Raw genomic sequence first — 20,941 nt, 5'->3', positions numbered from 1 at the left:
ATGTCACCCGCATACGCGCAGTACGCCGAGGGCGAGCCCGTCGCCGACGCCGCCGCCCCGCCCGGCGACATCGCCGAGCGCTGGGACCGCCGCCGCTTCACCGCCCGGCTGGTCAACCCCGCCAACCGCCGCCGCTACCGCGTCATCGTCGTCGGTACGGGCCTCGCCGGCGGCGCGGCCGGCGCCACCCTCGCGGAACAGGGCTACCAGGTCGTCCAGTTCTGCTACCAGGACTCCCCGCGCCGCGCCCACTCCATCGCCGCGCAGGGCGGCATCAACGCCGCGAAGAACTACCGCAACGACGGCGACTCCGTCCACCGCCTCTTCTACGACACCGTCAAGGGCGGCGACTTCCGCGCCCGCGAGTCCAACGTGCGCCGCCTCGCGCAGGTCTCGGTCGAGATCATCGACCAGTGCGTCGCGCAGGGCGTGCCCTTCGCCCGCGAGTACGGCGGCCTGCTCGACACCCGCTCCTTCGGCGGCGTCCAGGTCTCGCGCACGTTCTACGCCCGCGGGCAGACCGGGCAGCAGCTCCTCCTCGGCGCGTACCAGGCCCTGTCCCGGCAGATCGAGGCCGGCAACGTCGAGATGCACCCGCGCACCGAGATGCTCGACCTCATCGTCGTCGACGGCCGGGCCCGCGGCATCGTCGCACGCGACCTGGTCACCGGCCGGATCGAGACCCACCTCGCGGACGCCGTGGTGCTGGCCACCGGCGGCTACGGCAACGTCTTCTACCTCTCCACCAACGCCAAGAACTCCAACGCGACCGCCATCTGGCGGGCGCACCGCCGCGGCGCGTACTTCGCCAACCCCTGCTTCACCCAGATCCACCCCACCTGCATCCCGCGCTCCGGCGACCACCAGTCGAAGCTGACGCTGATGAGCGAGTCGCTGCGCAACGACGGCCGCATCTGGGTGCCCAGGGCGCACGGCGACACCCGCCCGCCGAACGCGATCCCCGAGGACGAGCGCGACTACTACCTGGAGCGCCTCTACCCCTCCTTCGGCAACCTCGTCCCCCGCGACATCGCCTCGCGCGCGGCGAAGAACGTCTGCGACGAGGGCCGCGGCGTCGGCCCCGGCGGCCAGGGCGTCTACCTCGACTTCGCGGACGCCGTCCGGCGGCTGGGGCGCGCGGCGGTCGAGGAGCGGTACGGCAACCTCTTCGAGATGTACGAGCGGATCACGGCGGAGGATCCGTACCAGGTGCCCATGCGCATCTACCCGGCGATCCACTACACGATGGGCGGCCTGTGGGTCGACTACGACCTCCAGACCACCGTCCCCGGCCTCTTCGCCATCGGCGAGGCGAACTTCTCCGACCACGGCGCCAACCGCCTCGGCGCCTCCGCGCTCATGCAGGGCCTGGCCGACGGCTACTTCATCCTCCCCGCCACCATCGGCGACTTCCTCGCCCGCCACCGCCCCGAGCAGGTCTCCCCCGACCACCCGGCGGTCGCCGAGGCGGTGGCGGACACCGAGGACCGCCTCCATCTCCTCCTCGCGGTCGACGGCGACCGCACCCCCGACTCCTTCCACCGCGAGCTGGGTGAACTGCTCTGGGACGAGTGCGGCATGGCCCGCACGGAGCCCGGGCTGCGCAAGGCGCTGGAGCGGATCCCGGCGCTGCGCGAGGAGTTCTGGCGCCGGATAAAGGTGCCGGGCACCGGGACGGAGCTGAACCAGTCCCTGGAGAAGGCCAACCGCATCGCGGACTACCTGGAGCTGGCCGAGCTGATGTGCCTCGACGCGCTGCACCGCGCGGAGTCGTGCGGCGGCCACTTCCGCGAGGAGAGCCAGACCCCCGAGGGCGAGGCGGCGCGCGAGGACGAGCACTTCTCGTACGCGGCGGCCTGGGAGTTCACCGCCACCGGCACCGCCCCGGTCCTCCACCGCGAGGCCCTGGAGTTCGAGTACGTCATTCCCACCCAACGGAGTTATCAGTGAAGGTGACCCTGCGGGTCTGGCGGCAGCCGGGCCCCGACGCGGCCGGCGAGATGGTCTCGTACGAGGTCGAGGACGTCACGCCGGAGATGTCGTTCCTGGAGGTGCTGGACACCCTCAACGAGCGGCTGATCCTCACCGGCGACGAGCCCGTCGCCTTCGACCACGACTGCCGCGAGGGCATCTGCGGCGCGTGCGGCGTCGTCATCAACGGCCGGGCGCACGGCCCGGAGCGTACGACGGCGTGCCAGTTGCACATGCGGTCGTTCGCGGACGGCGACGTCATCGACGTGGAACCGTGGCGGGCGGCGGCGTTCCCGGTGGTGAAGGACCTGGTCGTGGACCGCTCGGCCTTCGACCGCATCATCGGCGCCGGCGGCTACATCACGGCCCCCACCGGCAGCGCCCCCGACGCCCACGCCACCCCGGTACCCAAGCCCGCGGCGGAGACGGCCTTCGAACACGCCGAGTGCATCGGCTGCGGCGCCTGCGTGGCGGCCTGCCCCAACGGCTCGGCGATGCTGTTCACCGCCGCGAAGGTCGTGCACCTGGGCGCCCTGCCGCAGGGCGCGCCGGAGCGGGAGTCGCGGGTGCTGGACATGGTCGGCCGGATGGACGACGAGGGCTTCGGCGGCTGCACGAACACCGGCGAGTGCGCGGTGGCCTGCCCGAAGGGCATCCCGCTGCAGGCGATCTCGTCCCTGAACCGCGAGTTCCTCCGCGCGGCGAGGAAGTCGGCGTAACGCCGGTCCTGCCTCGGGACCCGGGGCGCCGGCTCCCCGGGGCGCCGGTTCCCCGGGTAACCGGCGCCGTCAGGGCGAGCGCACCGACACCAGCAGGTCGCGCCCGGTAGCGCTCAGGCGCGCGTGCCCTCGACACCGGGGTCCAGCACCGCGCTCAGCGCTCGCAAGGCGTCATCGTATGGGTGACGGTCGAACCGGAACGGACCGAATGCGAGGTAGTCGCGGGTCTTGCGGTGGGGTTGCTCGAAGGAGTCCCAGATCACGCGGTCTGCCGTCGCGGTGATGCGGGCCATGAGCGGCCAGCATCCCCACTCGCCGCATTCACAGCCGAGAACGGGTGTCTTCGGCCCCATGGCCTGGGTGGACCGTCCGAGGAAGTGGTCCCCCATCGGGCCGAACCGGAAGAACTCCGGGATCAGACGCCGTAGACGGCGCCTGCGGGCTGCATACCGGCCGCGATCTCGAACCCGTCGATCAGCTCGGTGAGCGGTGCTCCGTCGATGCGGGGGACGATCACGAGCGGGCCGCCCTCGCCCCGGTGCAGGCAGTCGAACCGGATCTCATTGCTGGTCATCCAGTGATTCTCTTCGCGAAGCAGGTGATCCGCATACCGGTCGCCTCAGCGATCCTCAACTGGCCCCGAGATAACCGGCCCCGGGGATGCGGCCGTTGACCGAGCTGACGAAACTTCGCCCATCAGACGAAAGTTGGTCACTCGGTTTGTGCATCGGTGGCAGTTCGGGTCCGTCGATGGCCGGCCAGGGTGAGCCCGAGACCGATCACCACGACCGTGACGACTCCGCCGATGAGCCAGAACCGCGCCTTCGAGGGAGTGTGCCCGAAGACGGTGACGATCCTTCCTTCGCCGGGTACCGAGGTGATGTTGCGGAGGGTGAGGATGACGTCGTCCGAGCCGAGCAGCTCGTTGTTCTCCCGAAAGTCGTCCAGGCCACCGGTGTAGGTCTTGCCGTGGGAGTCGATCAGGGCGGCGGTCTTGTCCGGCGCCCGTGCCACATACAGGGTGATCAGTTCGAGTGAGCCGTCCTCGCGTTTGACCAGGACGGAGCGTCGGAAAAGCTCGCCCTCGGACCCGGCGAAGTCCCGCGCAGCCTCGGACACCGAGGCACCCGGCGGGCAGCCGGTGTTGGCTTCGTAGTCCGTGTCGGTCTCGACATCGGCGGTGGCGTCGCAAGGGGTCGCCGACAGGAGTGCGCCCTGCAACTGTTCGGGTGTGTAGTAGGCAGCGAAATTGGCGAGCCGGTCCTCGCTTGAGGCCCCGTCGCTGGGAAATCTGTCGTTCTTGACGTCGACCGACTTCGTGTACTCCTGGAACAGCTTTCCCGGCGACGTCTCCGGTTCTGATGAGCCGCAAGACGCCAGCAGTACGACGAGCAGCGCGGTGATGGCCGCGTATGTTGCGGGGCGACGGCGCGTCACGTATGTCATCCGCCCTGTGTAGCGGTAGGGAGCCGGGACGGGTCCCGGGCAGGGCGGCCACGGGGCGCTCCTAGAGGCTTCGGGCTGGTCACCCATGCTGACACGCCGTCGCGGGGTCTTTGACAATCCCTCGTGCAGGTTACCTGTTGTGAGTATTTAGTTACTCTCCGGCGCTAAGCTCGGTCCTGTCGTCGGCCCAACCAGCCAAAGGACATGGGGGTTTGCGCCATGGTCGCGAAATCACGCGAGCTGCACCCGGACCGTTCCGCCCGCGATCTGTACGGATCGGAGATCCGCCGGTACCGCAACAATGCGGGGATGTCGCTGGAGGCTCTCTCCGGTGTGGTGATGTACAGCAGGGCCCACCTGTCAAGGATCGAGACGGCAGAGGTGATCCCGCCCCCGGACCTGAGCGACAGGCTGGATGCCTGTTTCGGCACGGACGGCCACTTCGGGCGCCTGTACGGCATCGCGCGGCACGAAGTGCATCCCGACAAGTACAAGCGCCGGATGCAACTCGAAGAGCGGGCGCGGATCATCGAGGAGTACTCGGGCTACATCGTTCCCGGCCTGGTCCAGACCGAGGAGTACGCGCGCGCGGTCTTCCGTGCGTCCAACCCGGAGATGAGCGCCGACGAGGTCGAGGACAGAGTCGCGGCGCGACTTGGCCGCCAGCAGATCTTGAAGGCGGCAACCCCGCCCTATCTCTCGGTGATCCTTGACGAAGCGGTGATCCGGCGCCCGATCGGCGGCCCGGCCGTCATGCGCACCCAACTCGCGGGGCTGCTCCCGCTCGCGGATACCGCGCACACCATCGTGCAGGTTCTCCCCTTCGCTCACGGGGAACATGGCCTGATGGGCGGGTCGTTGACCCTGCTCACCATTGACGATGCGCCAGTGGTGGCCTACGAGGAGGGCATCACGACCGGTCACTTGATCGAGACATCGGAAAGCGCTCGAAAGCGGCGCCGGGCATACGATCTGCTCAGGGCCTACGCCCTGTCGCCGCGAGACACGGCGGCGGTGATCCGATCCGCGATGGAGGCGCTTTCCCCATGAGCACCACCCCTCACTCGTCCGGTGTCCGCTGGATCAAATCCAGCTACAGCAACGGTGACGGTGGCAACTGCGTCGAGTGGGCCCCCGGCTTCGCCGCAGCCGGCATCGTGCCCGTCCGGGACTCCAAGGACCCGGACGGGCCCGCCCTCACCTTCACAGCCGACGCCTGGACGGCCTTCATCGCCGACGTGAAGACGGGGACTTACCTGGTAGTTCACTAGAGACAGCGGTGACTCCGCCGGGGTCCGGTTCGCGACTTCCCGCCAGGTTCCGTCAAGGTTTCCGCCCAGGTCCGTGACCCAGGATCGTGCCGTACGACGTCCAGCCTCGGACCGAGCGCAGGGAGTGGACTGCCGTGGCGGCGAACACACAGAAGCGCACCTGGCGACGGCGGGCCCTGACCGTCGGAGCCGTCGGTACGACCCTGGTGGCCCTCGCCGGCACCTCCTGGGGTGCCGCGATCTACAACATGGTGCCGACCGGCAACTACAACCCGGGCTGCAGCAAGGGAGAGCCCCAGAACGCCGTCATCTGCAGGACCGACAACGACTACTGGACGATCTTCCGGGAGAACTCCCTCACCTCGAACGAGAAGCTCCGGGTGAAGATCGTGCTGGATCAGGAGTACGGCCCCACCGACCTGTCTCTCCACTACCCGGCCGAACCGGTCTGGACGGGAGACAACGAAACGGACGTCATCTACGCCAAGGGAGACCTGTCCGGTGACGCGGTCGGCACGACCTGGTGCGACGACCCCCAGGGCGGGGAGTTCGAGTGCGATCAGCACATGGTGCGCATCGAGCCGGGCGAGTTCGACCAGGGCACGATCTGCCACGAGGCGGGCCACGCCGTAGGGCTGGTGCACGGGATCAGGGCCGATCCCTCGGTGAGCAACACGCATCACCAGCTCGGCTGCATGAAGACGCCGTCCCCTACCGATGCCGTGCTCGGCAGCGTCAACCGGGACAACATCAACACCACCTACTGAGGGGGCTGCAGTGAAGCACGCCAAAGCGTGGGCCGCCGCTGCGGCCATGGTGACCCTTCTCGCCGGTGCGCCGTTCGCGGCGTCCTGGGCGGCCGGCAACGACCGCGGAGGGGACTCCGGTGGCGCCGACGAGGTCGTCGTCGCCCATGCCTCGGACCGGCTGCCCAACCGGACGGCGTCGGACTGGGTGACGTACGCCGACCACGTCGTGGTCGTCACGGCGACGGCCGAGCGGGAGCTCCCGGCCGATCCCGAAGAGGTGGAAGCCGGCCAGGGCTACATCCCGCGCGAGGTCACTCTCGAAGTCGATGACGTCGTGTGGTCCCGCGCGGGCGCCGCCGAGTCGGCGCCGGCACCCGACTTCACCTGGCCCGCGCCCGGCTGGACGTTCAGGCAGGACGGCAGCAGGAGCCCGATGGCGCTGGAGGACCGGCCCCGCGTCGAGGTCGGGCACCGCTATCTGATGGCTCTCACCTGGCGCCCCGCCTTCACCGAGGAGGGCGAGACCATCCCCGGACAGTGGCGCGGACTGGGCGAGAACTCCACGCTTCCGTACGACGACGGTGTGATCGGCAGGGGTGAGTCCGAGGGCAGCGAGCAGGCCGCCGCCGCGGCCGAACATGCGGACGAGGGCGAGGGCGGCCCTTCCCTGAAGAAAGAGATGACGGGCAGGTCGGCGACCGACCTGCGCGCCGCACTCGACGCGGCACAGCCGACCGCGCGGCAGGACTTCGGCCGCTGACCCGTCAACCGGCGGGGGGCCGCTCCGGCGCACACGAGGTGTGCGCCGGAGCGGCTTCTGCCGTCCACGGGTCGTACACCTGCCCCACGTCGCCGAAGCCGGGGCGTGGGCCTGGGCCGGGGCCGGGGCCGGGGCCGGGGCCGGCGGTACGTCCCGTACCCGTGCCGCGGCGAGCCGCCGCGCTCGGGCGCCCCGGCGGCGGCGCGGAGCTGACCGCGGGTGGTGTGGACGGCGTCGGCCAACTGGCCTTTACTTGCTCCGCATGGACACGATGAACGCTGCCGTGCTCGGCCCCGGCGGGGTCGGCGGGCTGCTCGCCGGGCTGCTGGCCCGGGCCGGGCACCGGGTGACCTGTGTAGCCGGCGCGGCGACGGCGAGCGCCCTCCAGGCGGACGGGATCACCGTCAACAGCAGGCAGTTCGGCGACTTCGCCACCCACGTGGCGGGCGACACCGAGCTGCGTGAGCCCGTGGACGTGTGCGTCGTCGCCGTCAAGGCCACCGCCTTCGCCGCCGCGCTGGAGCGCGTACCGCCCGCGGCGCTCGGCGGCGGGCTCGTGGTGCCGCTGCTCAACGGCGTCGACCACATGGCCGCGCTCCGTGAGCGCTACCGGCCCGAGCAGGTCGCCGCGGGCACGATCACGGTGGAGTCCACGCGGGTCGCGCCCGGGCTGATCGAGCACGGCAGCCCGTTCACCAGGGTCTCGCTCGCCTCCGCGACCGCGCCGCCCGAGCGGCTGGAGGCGGTGGCCGGGGTGCTGACCGACGCCGGCATCGAGGTGCAGGTGCGGGACGACGAGGCGAGCATCCTGTGGACGAAGATGGCCTTTCTCGCGCCGATGGCGCTGCTCACCACCCGCCACGGCCTGCCCGTCGGCGGCGTACGGACCGAGCACCGGGACGAGATGCTGGCGCTGCTGGCGGAGACCGCGGCGGTGGCGGGGGCGAGCGGGGCGCAGGTGGACGCGGAGGCCGTCGCGTCGATGTACGACGCCTTCCCGGCCCGTACGAAGTCCTCGATGCTCCGCGACGCGGAGGCCGGCCGGCCCCTCGAACTCGACGCCATCGGCGGCGCGCTGCTGCGCGGCGCGCAGGCCCACGGGATCGCCGTGCCGGTCGCGGAGCGGCTGGTCGCGGAGATCGGGGCCCGCGCGGGCGCGTAGCGGCACACCGGGGCCGGCGGCGTGGCCGGCAGGTGTGTTGCGGGCGTGGGCCGGATTCGGGGGTACGGTGCCGGGGCGGTCGGTGGCGCGTGGGCCGTCGCCGGCTGTCGCCAGGCTCGGGTCCATCCGTCGTTCGCCGGGCCCCCCTCTCCCCGCACGCCCGCCCAAGGGTATGCCCCTGCTGTGACAACGCGCCCGGGTCACCGGCGTCGTGGGCGAGCGCGGTGTGAGCGTGGCCCGGTTGCGGGGGTACGGTGCCGGGCGGTCGCCGGTGCGCGGGGCGAGTCGGGCGCGGGGGTACGGTGCCGGGCGCACTGTCGTGCGTGGGGTGGGCCGGTGGACGGGGAGGACCGGCGAGGGGAAAAGGGTGTACGTCAGGGCACCCCCCGGGCCACCCCGACACCGACCACCCCGTCCACCGGCCCGCCTCAAATACCGGGGTCTGCTCCACCGCCGGCCCTCCGAACCGGCCCGTCTCACGTACCCCCGGCCTGCCCCGGCACCCCCCGTCCCCCGGCCCGCCTCACATGCCCCCGGCCTGCCCCACCGCCGGGCCCCGCCCACCGGCCCCCCGACGCCCGGCGTACCGCACCGGCACACCGCGCACCGCAGGGCACACCGCTGAACCGCCGTGCCCCGCCCGCCCGTTCCGCGCCTACGAACAGTGAAGACGTCCGTCCTCGCGGACGGACCCTTCACAACACTTCTTTGAGCTGTTAGCCTCGCAGCGCGATATGGGAGCGCTCCCACCCTTCATACACCACCGCTCGGGACGCGCGGAGGGAAGGTCAAGATTGACATGTACTCGTCAGTAACTCGCGCTCCGGCACCGCCCCCCACACACCCCCACTCCCCCCACATCCAGCGCCCTCACGGGCGTGGAAGGAGAGCCGCATGAGAAAGTCACGCCTCCGAGTCACCGGCATCAGCGCCGCGGCGCTGGCCGCCACGGGCACCCTGCTGACGTACTCGCTGTCCGCGCCCCCCGCGGCGGCCGAGGTCGCGGCGCCCGGCGACAACCCCTACGCGGGCAGCCAGTTGTACGTGAACCCCGACTGGTCCGCCGCGGCCACCGAGGGCGGCGGCGCGGCCATCGCCGACACCCCCACCGCCGTCTGGCTCGACAGCATCGGGGCGATCACCAGTGGCTCCGACGGCTCCAACAACATGGGCCTGCGTGAGCACATGGACGAGGCGCTGGCACAGGGCGCCGACGCCATCCAGATCGTCACCTACAACCTTCCCGGCCGCGACTGCGCTGCACTCGCCTCTCGGGGCGAGCTGGGCCCGACCGAGATCGACCGGTACAAGACCGAGTTCATCGACGCGATCGACGCGATCATCGACGACCCGGCCTACGAGAACCTCAAGATCATCAACGTCGTCGAGATCGACTCGCTGCCCAACCTCATCACCAACGTCGGCGGGCGCGAGACCGCGACGCCCGAGTGCGACGTGATGAAGGCCAACGGCAACTACGTCAAGGGCGTCGGCTACAACCTCGGCACCCTGGGCGACAACGGCAACGTCTACAACTACATCGACATCGGCCACCACGGCTGGATCGGCTGGGACGACAACTTCCAGGCGACCGCCGACCTGCTCTACGAAGCCGCCAACGCCGAGGGCGCCTCGCCCGAGGACGTGACCGGCTTCGCCGCCAACACCGCGAACTACGGCGCGACCGAGGAGCCGTACTTCTCCATCGACGACGTCGCCGGCGACGGTCCCATCCGGGAGGGACACAGCTCGTGGGTGGACTGGAACCGCTACGTCGACGAGCAGTCCTTCGCGCAGGCGTTCGTGACCGAGGCTGCCACCAGCGCCGGGTTCCCGTCCGGCATGGGCGCGATCATCGACACCTCGCGCAACGGCTGGGGCGGCGCGGACCGGCCGTCCGGCCCCGGCGACATCTCCGGGCCCGGTGAGGACTACGTCAACGACAGCCGTACCGACCGCCGGATCCACCTCGGCAACTGGTGCAACCAGTCCGGTGCCGGCCTCGGCGAGCGGCCGACCGCCTCGCCCGCGCCCAACATCCACGCCTACGCCTGGATCAAGCCTCCGGGTGAGTCGGACGGCGCCAGCGAGGAGATCCCGGACGACGACAAGGGCTTCGACCGGATGTGCGACCCGACGTACGAGGGCAACGCACGCAACCAGTACAACATGTCGGGCGCCCTCGACGGCGCGCCGACCTCCGGCCACTGGTTCCAGGCGCAGTTCGAGGAGCTGATCGCCAACGCCAACCCGCCGGTGAGCTAGCGCACGCGAGTTCCCCCCACCCTCCGCCGCCGGCCGCCGGATCCCGGCGGCGGAGCGGCCCGGTGGCGGCCCCCGGGACGGCCGCCACCGGGCATCCAACCGGGGCATCCGACCGGTCACCCACCGGGTCCCGCCCACCCGAGCCCGCCGGCCCCCCGAGCCGGCCGGCCCTTCGGAACCACCGGCCCGCCGGGCGGCGACCCCCGCACAGCCGCGCACCCCACCTCCACCCCTCCCGCAGGGCCACCCGCCCCGCGGGCTCCCCGAGGAGATCCCCCATGTCCAGCTCCCTGAGCCGCAGGCGCTTCACCGCCGCGGCCGGCGGCGCCGCACTCGCGACGGCCGCCGGAACGGCCGCCGCCCGCGCCGGCACGGCACCCGAGACGACGAAGGCGACGGCGGCGGCCCCGCAGGGTCCGTACGACGACCTCTTCCTCGCCCAGTACGAGAAGATCAAGGACCCGGCCAACGGGTACTTCAGCCCGGACGGCATCCCCTACCACAGCGTCGAGACGCTGCTCGTCGAGGCGCCCGACCACGGGCACGAGACGACGTCCGAGGCGTTCAGCTACTGGATGTGGCTGGAGGCCGCGTACGGCAGGGTCACCGGCGACTGGGGCCCGTTCAACACCGCCTGGGAGGTGACCGAGCAGTACATCATCCCGACCCAGGCCGACCAGCCCACCAACAGCTCGTACAACCCGGGCTCGCCCGCGACCTACGCGCCCGAGCACCCCGACGTCACGCAGTACCCCGCGCAGCTCGACCCCGCGGTGCCCGTCGGCCAGGACCCGCTTGCGGCCGAACTGGCGTCCGCGTACGGGACGATGGACATCTACGGGATGCACTGGCTGCTCGACGTCGACAACACCTACGGCTACGGCAACACCCCCGGCACCGGCGGCCAGAACGGCCCGGGCCCGGGCCCTTCGTACATCAACAGCTACCAGCGCGGCTCGGAGGAGTCGGTGTGGGAGACCGTTCCCCAGCCGACGACCGACCTGTTCGAGTTCGGCGGCCCCAACGGGTACCTCGACCTGTTCGTGGGCGACGCCTCCTACGCGCAACAGTGGAAGTACACCAACGCGCCCGACGCCGACGCGCGCGCCGTGCAGGCCGCGTACTGGGCACTGACCTGGGCCACCGAGCAGGGCAACGCGGGCCAGATCTCCGCCTCGGTGCAGCGGGCCGCGAAGATGGGCGACTACCTGCGGTACGCGATGTTCGACAAGTACTTCAAGAAGATCGGTGACTGCACCAGCCCCACGGGCTGCGCCGCGGGCAGCGGCCGCAACTCCCAGCACTACCTGCTGTCCTGGTACTACGCCTGGGGCGGGGCCGCGGGCGGTGGCGGCGGCTGGGCCTGGCGCATCGGCGACGGCGCCGCCCACCAGGGCTACCAGAACCCCTTCGCCGCCTGGGCGCTGTCCACCGTCCCCGAGCTGACGCCCAGGTCCCCCACCGCGAAGAACGACTGGTCCACGAGCCTGACCCGGCAACTGGAGTTCCTGCGCTGGCTGCAGTCGGCCGAGGGCGGGATCGCGGGCGGCTGCACCAACAGTTGGGAGGGGCAGTACGGCACCCCGCCCCCCGGCACGCCCACCTTCTACGGCATGGCCTACGACTGGCAGCCCGTCTACCACGACCCGCCCAGCAACAACTGGTTCGGCATGCAGTGCTGGGGCATGGAACGGGTCGCGGAGCTGTACTACGCCTCGGGCAACGCGACCGCGCAGGCGCTGCTGGAGAAGTGGGTGGCCTGGGTCACCCCGGAGATCACCGCGGAGGCCGACGGCACGTTCCGGATCCCGTCGACGCTGTCCTGGGACGGCGAGCCGGACACCTGGGACCCGGCGAGCCCCGGCGCCAACGCCGGGCTGCACGTCTCGGTCGCGGAGTACGGCACGGACGTGGGCGTCGCCTCGGCGCTGGCCAAGACGCTGACGTACTACGCGGCCAAGGCCGGCGACACCGCGACGGCCGACCTGGCCAAGCGGCTGCTGGACGCGCTGGCCGCGAACGCCGACGACCTCGGCATCGCGGTGCCGGAGACGCGGGCCGACTACGGGCGCTTCGGTGACGAGGTGTACATCCCGGACGGCTGGTCGGGCACGATGCCGAACGGCGACACCATCGAGCCGGGCGTCACCTTCATCGAGCTGCGTTCGTGGTACCGCGACGACCCGGAGTGGCAGAAGGTGCAGGACCACCTGGACGGCGGACCGGCGCCGGAGTTCACGTACCACCGCTTCTGGGCGCAGGCGGGGCTGGCGATCGCCTTCGCGGTGTACGCCGAGCTGTTCCCGTCGGCCTGAGGCGGCGGCGGAGCGGGCCGCCGCACGGGACCGGCGGCCCGCTCCGCCCACGCGGGGTAGCCGAGCCGCTACCCCGCGCCGCTCCCCGGCGGCCCCGGGAGCGGCCCCCGCGCCGGCCGGGCCCGGTGCGGGAGGCCGGGCCCGGCCGCCCCTCGCTCCCCCGGTACGGGTCCTTCGTCCCTGACCCCCGCGCGGACCCGTACCGGGGCTTCCACCTGCCCGGACGCGGCGGGGAATAGGGTTGCGCGGACACACGTTCTCCGCTGTGATTGAGCATTCAACCACGGAGAGGGTGAGTCCGGTGCAGTTCGGGATCTTCAGTGTGGGCGACGTGACCCAGGACCCCACCACGGGTCGGGTGCCGAGCGAGCACGAGCGGATCAAGGCGATGACGGCCCTCGCGCTCAAGGCCGAGGAGGTCGGTCTCGACGTCTTCGCCACCGGCGAGCACCACAACCCGCCGTTCGTCCCCTCCTCCCCGACCACCATGCTGGGCTGGATCGCGGCGCGCACGGAGCGGCTGATCCTGTCCACGTCCACCACGCTGATCACCACGAACGACCCGGTGAAGATCGCCGAGGACTTCGCGATGCTCCAGCACCTGGCGGACGGCCGGGTGGACGTGATGATGGGCCGGGGCAACACCGGTCCCGTCTACCCCTGGTTCGGCCAGGACATCCGGCAGGGCATCCCGCTGGCCGTGGAGAACTACGCGCTGCTGTACCGGCTGTGGCGCGAGGACGTCGTCGACTGGGAGGGGCGCTTCCGCACCCCGCTCCAGGGCTTCACGTCCACGCCGCGCCCGCTGGACGGCGTGCCGCCGTTCGTCTGGCACGGCTCCATCCGCTCGCCGGAGATCGCCGAGCAGGCCGCGTACTACGGGGACGGCTTCTTCGCCAACAACATCTTCTGGCCGAAGGAGCACTTCCAGCGGCTCATCGAGCTGTACCGCACGCGCTACGCCCACTACGGGTACGGCACCCCCGAGCAGGCGGTCGTCGGCCTGGGCGGGCAGGTGTTCATGCGGAAGAACTCGCAGGACGCGGTCCGCGAGTTCCGGCCGTACTTCGACAACGCGCCGGTGTACGGGCACGGGCCCTCGCTGGAGGACTTCACCGAGCAGACGCCGCTGACCGTCGGCAGCCCGCAGGAGGTCATCGACAAGACGCTGACGTTCCGCGAGTCCTTCGGGGACTACCAGCGGCAGCTCTTCCTGGTCGACCACGCGGGCCTGCCGCTGAAGACGGTGCTGGAGCAGATGGACATGCTCGGCGAGGAGGTCGTGCCGGTGCTTCGCGAGGAGTTCGCGAAGAACCGGCCGGCGGACGTGCCGGAGGCGCCGACCCACGCGGCCCGCGTGGCGGCGGCGGCAGCCGAGCAGGGCGAGAAGGCGGAGGTGGCGAAGTGACCGCGCTGAAGCTGACCGTGGTGTCGGCCGGGCTGAGCGTGCCCTCGTCCACCCGGCTGCTGGCCGACCGGCTGGCGGAGGCGGTACGCCGCCAGCCGGCCGACGACGACAGGCGGGTCGAGGTGCGGGTGGTCGAGCTGCGCGACCTGGCGGCGGACATCGCCCACAACACGGTCACCGGCTTCCCGTCGCCCGCCCTCGCCGAGGCGATCGACGCGGTCACGGGCGCCGACGGGCTGATCGCCGTGACGCCGGTCTTCTCCGGTTCGTACAGCGGACTGTTCAAGTCGTTCTTCGACGTGATCGGGGCGGCGGACGACGGTGCGCTGGCCGGGAAGCCGGTGCTGGTCGCGGCGACCGGCGGGACGGCGCGGCACTCACTGGTGCTGGAGCACGCGATGCGCCCGCTCTTCTCCTACCTGCGGTCCGTCGTCGTGCCGACCGCGGTGTACGCGGCGGCCGACGACTGGGGCGGCAGCGGCGACCCGCTGACCGACACCCTGCCCACCCGCATCGCCCGGGCGGCGGGCGAGCTGGCCGAGCTGATGCACGGCCGGCAGCCGCGCCCGGCGGCCGGCGGTGCCGAGCAGGTCGTCCCGTTCGAGCAGCAACTGGCCGCGCTGCGGCCGGACACCCGGAAGGAGTGACATGTCCGAGGAGTTCCGGGGCTTCAACGCCCACGGTCCGGACGGCGAGCCCGCCGCGAGCCGGTGGAGCGACGCGCTGACCATCTTCGCGGCGCCGGAGGCCGCGGACGCGGCGTCCCGCTGGGAGCGGGCCGGCGTGCTCTTCGACGGGAAGGACTACGCGGGGGCGGCGAAGCTGCTGGCCCGCGTGGTCGAGGAGTACCCCGAGCAGGTCGCGCCCCGGCTGCTGCTGGCACGGGCGTACTACCACTCCGCGCAGTTGGGCCGCGCCGAGACGGAGCTGCGCGCGGTCCTCGACCGCGACCCGGTCGAGGAGTACGCCCACCTGATGCTGGGCCGCACGCTCCAGCGCCAGGGCCGCGACGAGGAAGCGGCGGGCGCCCTGCGCACGGCCGCAGCGCTGGGCGGGTAACAGAGGGTTGGGTGGGTGGTCTGCGGGCCGCCCACCCCGCCGTGCCCCGCGCAGGGGACGCCGCTCAGCTCAGCCGTTCCACGATCGTCGCGTTCGCCAGGCCGCCCGCCTCGCACATCACCTGGAGCCCGTATCGGCCGTCCACCGCGTCCAGCGCGCCGAGCAGCGTGCCCAGCAGCCGCGTGCCCGAGGCACCCAGCGCGTGGCCCAGGGCGATCGCTCCGCCGTGGACGTTGACCCGCTCCGGGTCGGCGCCCACCTCGCGCTGCCACGCCAGCGGCACCGGCGCGAACGCCTCGTTCACCTCGAAGGCGTCGATGTCGGCGATCGTGAGCCCCGCCTTGGCCAGCACCTTCCGCGTCGCCGGTACGACGCCCATCAGCATCAGCACCGGGTCGTCCCCCGTCACCGCGAAGGAGTGGAACCGCGCCCGCGGCGTGAGGCCCAGCTCCGCGGCGCGCTGCTCGCTCATGATCAGCACGGCGGAGGCGCCGTCCGTGAGCGGCGAGGAGTTGCCGGGCGTGATGTGCCAGCCGATCTCGGGGAAGCGTGCGGCGACGGCGGGGTCGTAGAAGGACGGCTTGAGCGCAGCGAGCCCGTCCAGGGAGGTCGACGGCCGTACGGTCTCGTCCCTGCGGTGCTCCCCCACGGGCACCACGTCCCCGTCGAAGACGCCCCGCTCCCACGCCCGCACCGCCAGCCGGTGCGAGCGCTCCGAGAACGCGTCCAGCTCCGTGCGCCCGAGCCCCCACCGGGCCGCGATCAGCTCCGCGGAGTGGCCCTGGGCGATCAGCCCGCCGGGGTAGCGGGCCGCGAGGCGGTCGCCGAACGGGTCCCGGCCCACGGCGGCCGTGCCCATCGGCACCCGGCTCATCGACTCGACACCGGCGGCCACGGCGATGTCGTACGCACCGGCCATCACCCCCTGCGCCGCGAAGTGGGCGGCCTGCTGCGACGAGCCGCACTGCCGGTCGACGGTGGTGCCCGGCACGGACTCGGGGAAGCCGGCGGCCAGCACGGCGTTGCGGGCGACGTTGAACGACTGGTCGGCGGCCTGGGTGACGCAGCCGGCGATCACGTCGTCGAGCCGCACGGGGTCGAGACCGCTGCGGTCGGCGACCGAGCGCAGCACCTCGGCCAGGAGGTCGACGGAGTGGACGCCGGACAGGGCGCCACCGGGCTTGCCCTTGCCGGAGGCCGTGCGCACGGCGTCGACGATGACTGCGGTGGTGGTCATGGGCGTACACCCCTCTCTCGCTTCTCTCGGCCTACCGAAGAGTTACATACCGGGAGTACGTATGTACAGGGTAACCCCGCCTAGAATGCGCGCATGAAGACCCGCAGAACGCAGCAGGAGCGCACGGCGGCCACGACGAAGGACCTGGTCGGCGCCGCCCGCGCGCACTTCGCCCGGGTCGGCTACGCCGCCGCCTCCCTGGACGCGATCTGCGCGCAGGCGGGCATCTCGAAGGGCGCCCTCTACCACCACTTCCGCAACAAGCAGACCCTCTTCCGCGCCGTCTACGAGGCGGAGCAGCACCGGCTGCGCGACGCCATCGCCGACGCCTTCCGCGCGTGCGCGGACCCGTGGGACGGGCTGCGGGCGGGCCAGCGCGCGTTCCTCACCGGCTCCATCGAGCCCGGCACCCAGCGGATCACGCTGCTCGACGCCCCGGGGGCGCTGGGCTGGGCCGTGATGCGCGAGGTGCAGGCGGACTGCCGGGCGATGACGCGGCGCGGGCTGGAGCAGGCCGTTCACGCCGGCGGTGCGGACACCGTGCCGGCGGTGGAGCTGGACGCGATGGCCTCGGTGGTTTTCGGGGCGCTGTGCGAGTGCGCGATGGCGGTGGCGCACGCGCAGGACCCGGACGCGGTGCTGGCGGCGTCGCTGCGGCAGATGGACCTGCTGGTGGGGGCGGTGCCGGGCGCGACGGCGGCCCGGGCCGGATGAACAGGCCGGATGAGCGGGCCCGTAGCCCGATAATCGGTTGCCGCCCGCCCCGTCGGCCTGTGCAATGGCCGCCATGGTCACCCAGGCGCGCCCCTCACGGCCCGACGAGCCGGTACGGATCGGCGCCCTCGCCCCGCTCACCCCGCCCGGCTGGGCCGAGGCGGGCCGGCACCTGGTCGCCGGGCTCGACCTGGCCGCCCGCGAGGTCAACGACGCGGGCGGGATCGCCGGCAGGCCCCTGGAGCTGGTGGTGCGCGACACCGCCGCCGATCCGCGGCGCGCCGCGGCGGCCGTCGACGAGCTGGCAGGACTCGGCGTCGCCGCGCTGGCTGGCGAGTACCACAGCGTCGTCGCCCGCACCGCCGCCACGCGCGCCGACGACCTCGGGGTGCCGTTCCTGTGCTCGTCGGCGGTCCTCGACGCGCTGACCGAGCGTCAGGCAGACGGCGTCGCGCGGATCGCCCCGGCGCAGTCCCACGGCTGGCGGCTCTACGCGGACTTCCTCCTCGGCGCGGGCCACCGCCGCCTCGCCGTGGCGACCCAGCCCAGCGTGTACTGGACGTCCGGGACCCGCATCCTGCGCGACCGGCTCGCCCCGCACGGCGGCACCGTGACCGAGCTGGACGCGGGCGCGCTCACCCCCGAGGCCCTGTGCGACGCCCTCGCCGGCAGCGGCGCCACCGCGCTCCTGCTGCTCGTCGGCCACCCGGAGCCCGCGCTGCCGCTCGTCAGGTCCGTACGCCGCGACCCGCGCCTGGCCGGGCTGCTCGTCGGTGCCCCGGCCGGACAGCCGGAGTTCGCCGAGTGGGCGGCGCTGCCGGGTGGCGAGGGCGCGGCGGTCCCGTTCCTGCGCTACCTGCCCGACCGCCTCCCGCCGCTCGGCGTGCGCGTCGAGGCGGCGCTGCGCGAACGACTCGGCGGAGCACCCTCCTTCGTCGCCTTCGAGGGCTACGACACGGTCGCCGTCCTCGCCGACGTGCTGCGTCGCGGCGGTACGGCCGGGGCGCGTACGGCCGGGGCCTGGGCGGACGTCGCGGTCGACGGGACCCGCGGGCCGATCCGGTTCTCGCGCGTGCCGGAGACCGGCGTGTGGCAGTGGGCCTGGCCGCCGGTGCAGGTCGTGGACCGGGACCCGGCGGACCCCGGCCGCTTCCGGGTCCTGCACACCGGCTGAGCGGTCCGGGGGCGCCGGCTCAGCCCCGCGCCGGCGTGCCCCGTACGGCACGGCCCGCGGTGCGCAGCGTCTCCTTCACCTCGCCGATCCGCAGGTCCCCGAAGTGGAACACCGAGGCCGCCAGCACCGCGTCCGCGCCCGCGTCGATCGCCGGCGGGAAGTGGTCGAGCCGGCCCGCGCCGCCGCTGGCGACGACGGGGATCGTCACGCGCCTGCGCACCGCGGCGATCATCTCCGTGTCGTAGCCGTCCTTGGTACCGTCGGCGTCCATCGAGTTGAGCAGGATCTCTCCCGCGCCCAGCTCCGCGGCCTGCGCGGCCCACTCGACGGCGTCGATGCCCGTGCCGCGCCGCCCGCCGTGGGTCGTCACCTCGAAGCCCGAGGGCGTGGCCGCCGCACCGTCGGCGCAGCGCCGCGCGTCCGCCGAGAGCACCAGCACCTGGCTGCCGAAGCGCTCGGCGATCTCGCGGATCAGCTCAGGCCGGGCGATCGCCGCGGTGTTGACGCCGACCTTGTCCGCGCCCGCGCGCAGCAGCCGGTCCACGTCCGTCACCGTACGCACGCCGCCGCCGACGGTGAGCGGGATGAAGACCTGCTCCGCGGTACGGCGCACCATCTCGTACGTCGTCTCGCGGTCGCCGGAGGACGCGGTGATGTCGAGGAACGTCAGCTCGTCGGCGCCCTCCGCGTCGTACACCCGGGCCATCTCGACGGGGTCGCCGGCGTCGCGCAGGTTACGGAAGTTGACGCCCTTGACGACCCGCCCGCCGTCCACGTCGAGGCAGGGGATGACCCGCACCGCCAGGGTCATGCGCCGGCCGCTTCCCGGGGGCCGCCGGGGCGGTACGCCTCGACCTCGATCTCGACGACCAGCCGAGGGTCGACGAAGCCGGAGACGATGATCAGCGACGAGACGGGGCGGATGGCGCCGAACAGCTCCTTGTGCGCGCCGCCGACGGCCTCCACGTCCCGCGCGTGGGTGAGGAACATCCGGGTCCGCACGACGTCCTCGCGCTCCAGGCCGATCTTCTTCAGCGCCTCGAACGCGACGCCGAAGGCGGTCATGGCCTGGGTGTGCGGATCGCCCTCGCCGACGATCACACCGTCGACGACGGACGTGCAGCCGGCCACCAGCACGAGGCCGTTGGGCAGCTCCACCGCGCGCGAGTAGCCGAACTCCTCCTCCCAGGGGGCACCGGACGAGATGCGACGTACGCCGCCACCGGCCATCAGGACACCGCCTCCAAAGCCTCTTCCATGGTGAACGCCTTCGCGTAGAGGGCCTTGCCCACGATCGCGCCCTCGACACCCTCGGGGACCAGCGTGGCGATGGCCCGCAGGTCGTCAAGGGAGGAGACGCCGCCGGACGCGACGACCGGCCGGTCGGTGGCGGCGCAGACGTTGCGCAGCAGTTGCAGGTTGGGCCCCCGGAGGGTGCCGTCCTTGTCGATGTCGGTGACCACGTAGCGCGCGCAGCCCTCGGCGTCGAGCCGCGCCAGGGTCTCGTACAGGTCGCCGCCGTCGCGGGTCCAGCCGCGGCCGCGCAGCGTGGTGCCGCGGACGTCGAGGCCGACCGCGATGCGGTCGCCGTGCTCGGCGATGATCCCGGCGACCCACTCGGGGGACTCCAGGGCGGCGGTGCCGAGGTTGACGCGGGTGCAGCCGGTGGCGAGGGCGGCGGCGAGGGACGCGTCGTCGCGGATGCCGCCGGACAGCTCGACCTTGATGTCCATCGACCGGACGACCTCGCCGATACGGGCGCGGTTGTCCCCGGTGCCGAAGGCGGCGTCGAGGTCGACGAGGTGCAGCCACTCGGCGCCGGCGCGCTGCCAGGTGAGCGCGGCCTCCAGCGGGTCGCCGTAGCCGGTCTCGGTGCCGGACTCGCCGTGCACGAGGCGGACGGCCTGGCCGTCGCGGACGTCGACGGCGGGCAGCAGCTCCAGGACGGTGGTCGTCTCGCGGGGCGTCATCAGAGGGTCTCGATCCAGTTCTTGAGGAGCAGGGCACCGGCGTCGCCGGACTTCTCGGGGTGGAACTGGGCGGCCCACAGGGGTCCGTTCTCGACGGCTGCGACGAACGGCTCGCCGTGGGTGCTCCAGGTGACGGCGGGCGGGGCGATGCGCGGGTTGTGCACCTCCAGCTCCCAGCGGCGGGCGGCGTAGGAGTGGACGAAGTAGAAGCGCTCCCCGGGGTCGACGCCCGCGAACATCCGGGAGCCGGCCGCGATCTCGACGGTGTTCCAGCCCATGTGCGGCACGACGTCGGCCTTGAGCGCCTCGACCGTGCCGGGCCACTCCCCCATGCCGTCGGTCCGTACGCCGTGCTCGACGCCCTGCTCGAAGAGGATCTGCATCCCGACGCAGATGCCCAGCACGGGCCGGCCGCCGGCGAGCCTACGCTCGACGACCCAGTCGCCGCGGGCCTCCTTCAGCCCGCCCATGCAGGCGGCGAAGGCGCCGACGCCGGGCACCAGCAGGCCGTCGGCGGCCATCGCCCGGTCGTAGTCGCCGGTGATCTCCACCGCGGCGCCGGCGCGGGCGACGGCGCGCTCGGCGGAGCGGACGTTGCCGAAGCCGTAGTCGAAGACGACGACGCTCTTGCGCCCGCCCCGCCCCCCGCCGCTGCGGGCGGCGGGCACGGCGGCCGGCGCCGCCGTGGCGGCTGCGGCTCCGGACGTGGCGGAGGCGGTGG

The 20,941-nt window shown here is 72.5% G+C and carries 22 protein-coding genes; 14 read left to right on the top strand and 8 right to left on the bottom strand.

Annotation, left to right across the window (positions count from 1 at the left end):
• Complete coding sequence (locus tag O7599_RS31100; protein ID WP_281618934.1) at window positions 1–1,950, top strand: fumarate reductase/succinate dehydrogenase flavoprotein subunit; 1,950 nt, start codon at window positions 1–3, stop codon at window positions 1,948–1,950.
• The gene (locus O7599_RS31095; RefSeq protein ID WP_281618933.1) at window positions 1,947–2,690 is read left to right on the top strand and encodes a succinate dehydrogenase/fumarate reductase iron-sulfur subunit; all 744 of its coding nucleotides are present in this window, start codon (window positions 1,947–1,949) and stop codon (window positions 2,688–2,690) included. Before O7599_RS31100 ends, O7599_RS31095 begins: the two co-directional genes overlap by 4 nt.
• Before the next feature lie 113 nt (window positions 2,691–2,803).
• Here the strand turns inward: O7599_RS31095 and O7599_RS31090 are convergent, their stop codons facing one another.
• The 3 genes from O7599_RS31090 to O7599_RS31080 all read right to left on the bottom strand — a co-directional run bounded on the left by O7599_RS31090 (window position 2,804) and on the right by O7599_RS31080 (window position 4,136).
• On the bottom strand, window positions 2,804–2,983 hold the full coding sequence (locus tag O7599_RS31090) for a hypothetical protein (RefSeq protein ID WP_281618932.1): 180 nt from the start codon (window positions 2,981–2,983) through the stop codon (window positions 2,804–2,806).
• Window positions 2,984–3,105: 122 nt separating this feature from the next.
• Window positions 3,106–3,264, bottom strand: coding sequence for a hypothetical protein (locus O7599_RS31085; protein WP_281618931.1), 159 nt, complete (start codon window positions 3,262–3,264; stop codon window positions 3,106–3,108).
• Between the two features lie 137 nt (window positions 3,265–3,401).
• Window positions 3,402–4,136 (bottom strand): hypothetical protein, encoded by a 735-nt coding sequence (locus O7599_RS31080; protein ID WP_281618930.1) that lies wholly within the window; start codon window positions 4,134–4,136, stop codon window positions 3,402–3,404.
• Between the two features lie 219 nt (window positions 4,137–4,355).
• Between O7599_RS31080 and O7599_RS31075 the strand changes: the two genes are divergently transcribed.
• From O7599_RS31075 to O7599_RS31030, 10 genes are all read left to right on the top strand, one after another.
• A complete protein-coding gene (locus tag O7599_RS31075) occupies window positions 4,356–5,186 on the top strand; it encodes a helix-turn-helix transcriptional regulator (protein ID WP_281618929.1) in 831 nt (276 codons plus the stop codon).
• Window positions 5,183–5,407: a DUF397 domain-containing protein gene (locus tag O7599_RS31070; protein WP_281618928.1), complete on the top strand. Its 225-nt coding sequence runs from the start codon at window positions 5,183–5,185 to the stop codon at window positions 5,405–5,407. Before O7599_RS31075 ends, O7599_RS31070 begins: the two co-directional genes overlap by 4 nt.
• Window positions 5,408–5,541: 134 nt before the next feature.
• A complete protein-coding gene (locus O7599_RS31065; protein WP_281618927.1) occupies window positions 5,542–6,174 on the top strand; it encodes a hypothetical protein in 633 nt (210 codons plus the stop codon).
• A 10-nt stretch (window positions 6,175–6,184) separates the two neighbouring features.
• Window positions 6,185–6,916, top strand: a complete 732-nt coding sequence (locus O7599_RS31060) for a hypothetical protein (protein WP_281618926.1) — start codon at window positions 6,185–6,187, stop codon at window positions 6,914–6,916.
• Window positions 6,917–7,187: 271 nt separating this feature from the next.
• The gene (locus O7599_RS31055; protein WP_281623589.1) at window positions 7,188–8,078 is read left to right on the top strand and encodes a 2-dehydropantoate 2-reductase; all 891 of its coding nucleotides are present in this window, start codon (window positions 7,188–7,190) and stop codon (window positions 8,076–8,078) included.
• An 894-nt stretch (window positions 8,079–8,972) separates the two neighbouring features.
• On the top strand, window positions 8,973–10,343 hold the full coding sequence (locus O7599_RS31050; RefSeq protein WP_281618925.1) for a glycoside hydrolase family 6 protein: 1,371 nt from the start codon (window positions 8,973–8,975) through the stop codon (window positions 10,341–10,343).
• A 278-nt stretch (window positions 10,344–10,621) separates the two neighbouring features.
• The gene (locus tag O7599_RS31045; RefSeq protein ID WP_348652577.1) at window positions 10,622–12,658 is read left to right on the top strand and encodes a glycoside hydrolase family 48 protein; all 2,037 of its coding nucleotides are present in this window, start codon (window positions 10,622–10,624) and stop codon (window positions 12,656–12,658) included.
• 301 nt (window positions 12,659–12,959) lie between these two features.
• Window positions 12,960–14,066, top strand: a complete 1,107-nt coding sequence (locus tag O7599_RS31040; RefSeq protein ID WP_281618924.1) for an LLM class flavin-dependent oxidoreductase — start codon at window positions 12,960–12,962, stop codon at window positions 14,064–14,066.
• Window positions 14,063–14,713, top strand: coding sequence for an FMN reductase (locus O7599_RS31035; RefSeq protein ID WP_281618923.1), 651 nt, complete (start codon window positions 14,063–14,065; stop codon window positions 14,711–14,713). The genes O7599_RS31040 and O7599_RS31035 overlap by 4 nt, the downstream gene beginning before the upstream one ends.
• Window position 14,714: 1 nt before the next feature.
• Window positions 14,715–15,125: a tetratricopeptide repeat protein gene (locus tag O7599_RS31030; RefSeq protein WP_281618922.1), complete on the top strand. Its 411-nt coding sequence runs from the start codon at window positions 14,715–14,717 to the stop codon at window positions 15,123–15,125.
• A 64-nt stretch (window positions 15,126–15,189) separates the two neighbouring features.
• Here the strand turns inward: O7599_RS31030 and O7599_RS31025 are convergent, their stop codons facing one another.
• Window positions 15,190–16,362, bottom strand: coding sequence for a thiolase family protein (locus tag O7599_RS31025; RefSeq protein ID WP_281618921.1), 1,173 nt, complete (start codon window positions 16,360–16,362; stop codon window positions 15,190–15,192).
• A 93-nt stretch (window positions 16,363–16,455) separates the two neighbouring features.
• On the opposite strand from O7599_RS31025, the gene O7599_RS31020 reads away from it, so the two are divergent.
• The gene (locus O7599_RS31020) at window positions 16,456–17,076 is read left to right on the top strand and encodes a TetR/AcrR family transcriptional regulator (protein ID WP_281618920.1); all 621 of its coding nucleotides are present in this window, start codon (window positions 16,456–16,458) and stop codon (window positions 17,074–17,076) included.
• Between the two features lie 64 nt (window positions 17,077–17,140).
• Window positions 17,141–18,250 carry an ABC transporter substrate-binding protein gene (locus tag O7599_RS31015; RefSeq protein ID WP_281618919.1) on the top strand — a complete coding sequence of 370 codons (1,110 nt, stop codon included), beginning with the start codon at window positions 17,141–17,143 and terminating at the stop codon, window positions 18,248–18,250.
• Window positions 18,251–18,269: 19 nt separating this feature from the next.
• Here O7599_RS31015 and hisF read toward each other — a convergent pair whose 3' ends face one another.
• From hisF to hisH, 4 genes are read right to left on the bottom strand one after another with little or no spacing between them, the layout of a single operon-like run.
• Entirely contained in the window at window positions 18,270–19,061 is a 792-nt protein-coding gene (hisF, locus tag O7599_RS31010; RefSeq protein ID WP_281618918.1) for an imidazole glycerol phosphate synthase subunit HisF, read from the bottom strand.
• Window positions 19,058–19,480, bottom strand: coding sequence for a RidA family protein (locus O7599_RS31005; RefSeq protein WP_281618917.1), 423 nt, complete (start codon window positions 19,478–19,480; stop codon window positions 19,058–19,060). The genes hisF and O7599_RS31005 overlap by 4 nt, the downstream gene beginning before the upstream one ends.
• Window positions 19,480–20,220, bottom strand: a complete 741-nt coding sequence (priA, locus tag O7599_RS31000; RefSeq protein WP_281618916.1) for a bifunctional 1-(5-phosphoribosyl)-5-((5-phosphoribosylamino)methylideneamino)imidazole-4-carboxamide isomerase/phosphoribosylanthranilate isomerase PriA — start codon at window positions 20,218–20,220, stop codon at window positions 19,480–19,482. Before priA ends, O7599_RS31005 begins: the two co-directional genes overlap by 1 nt.
• A complete protein-coding gene (hisH, locus tag O7599_RS30995; RefSeq protein ID WP_281623588.1) occupies window positions 20,220–20,888 on the bottom strand; it encodes an imidazole glycerol phosphate synthase subunit HisH in 669 nt (222 codons plus the stop codon). Before hisH ends, priA begins: the two co-directional genes overlap by 1 nt.
• Between the last annotated feature and the right edge of the window lie 53 nt (window positions 20,889–20,941).

This window comes from Streptomyces sp. WMMC500, assembly GCF_027497195.1.
Taxonomy (GTDB): domain Bacteria; phylum Actinomycetota; class Actinomycetes; order Streptomycetales; family Streptomycetaceae; genus Streptomyces.
This window is presented reverse-complemented; position numbering and strand designations above follow the sequence as displayed.

Coding starts and splice junctions, on each gene's coding strand:
- O7599_RS31030 (WP_281618922.1), top strand. CDS start 14,715: ATGTCCGAGGAGTTCCGGGGCTTCAACGCCCACGGTCCGGACGGCGAG.
- O7599_RS31015 (WP_281618919.1), top strand. CDS start 17,141: ATGGCCGCCATGGTCACCCAGGCGCGCCCCTCACGGCCCGACGAGCCG.
- O7599_RS31020 (WP_281618920.1), top strand. CDS start 16,456: ATGAAGACCCGCAGAACGCAGCAGGAGCGCACGGCGGCCACGACGAAG.
- O7599_RS31055 (WP_281623589.1), top strand. CDS start 7,188: ATGAACGCTGCCGTGCTCGGCCCCGGCGGGGTCGGCGGGCTGCTCGCC.
- O7599_RS31075 (WP_281618929.1), top strand. CDS start 4,356: ATGGTCGCGAAATCACGCGAGCTGCACCCGGACCGTTCCGCCCGCGAT.
- O7599_RS31100 (WP_281618934.1), top strand. CDS start 1: ATGTCACCCGCATACGCGCAGTACGCCGAGGGCGAGCCCGTCGCCGAC.
- O7599_RS31080 (WP_281618930.1), bottom strand. CDS start 4,136: ATGACATACGTGACGCGCCGTCGCCCCGCAACATACGCGGCCATCACC.
- O7599_RS31070 (WP_281618928.1), top strand. CDS start 5,183: ATGAGCACCACCCCTCACTCGTCCGGTGTCCGCTGGATCAAATCCAGC.
- priA (WP_281618916.1), bottom strand. CDS start 20,220: ATGACGCCCCGCGAGACGACCACCGTCCTGGAGCTGCTGCCCGCCGTC.
- O7599_RS31045 (WP_348652577.1), top strand. CDS start 10,622: ATGTCCAGCTCCCTGAGCCGCAGGCGCTTCACCGCCGCGGCCGGCGGC.
- O7599_RS31085 (WP_281618931.1), bottom strand. CDS start 3,264: ATGACCAGCAATGAGATCCGGTTCGACTGCCTGCACCGGGGCGAGGGC.
- hisF (WP_281618918.1), bottom strand. CDS start 19,061: ATGACCCTGGCGGTGCGGGTCATCCCCTGCCTCGACGTGGACGGCGGG.
- O7599_RS31050 (WP_281618925.1), top strand. CDS start 8,973: ATGAGAAAGTCACGCCTCCGAGTCACCGGCATCAGCGCCGCGGCGCTG.
- O7599_RS31025 (WP_281618921.1), bottom strand. CDS start 16,362: ATGACCACCACCGCAGTCATCGTCGACGCCGTGCGCACGGCCTCCGGC.
- O7599_RS31090 (WP_281618932.1), bottom strand. CDS start 2,983: ATGGCCCGCATCACCGCGACGGCAGACCGCGTGATCTGGGACTCCTTC.
- O7599_RS31005 (WP_281618917.1), bottom strand. CDS start 19,480: ATGGCCGGTGGCGGCGTACGTCGCATCTCGTCCGGTGCCCCCTGGGAG.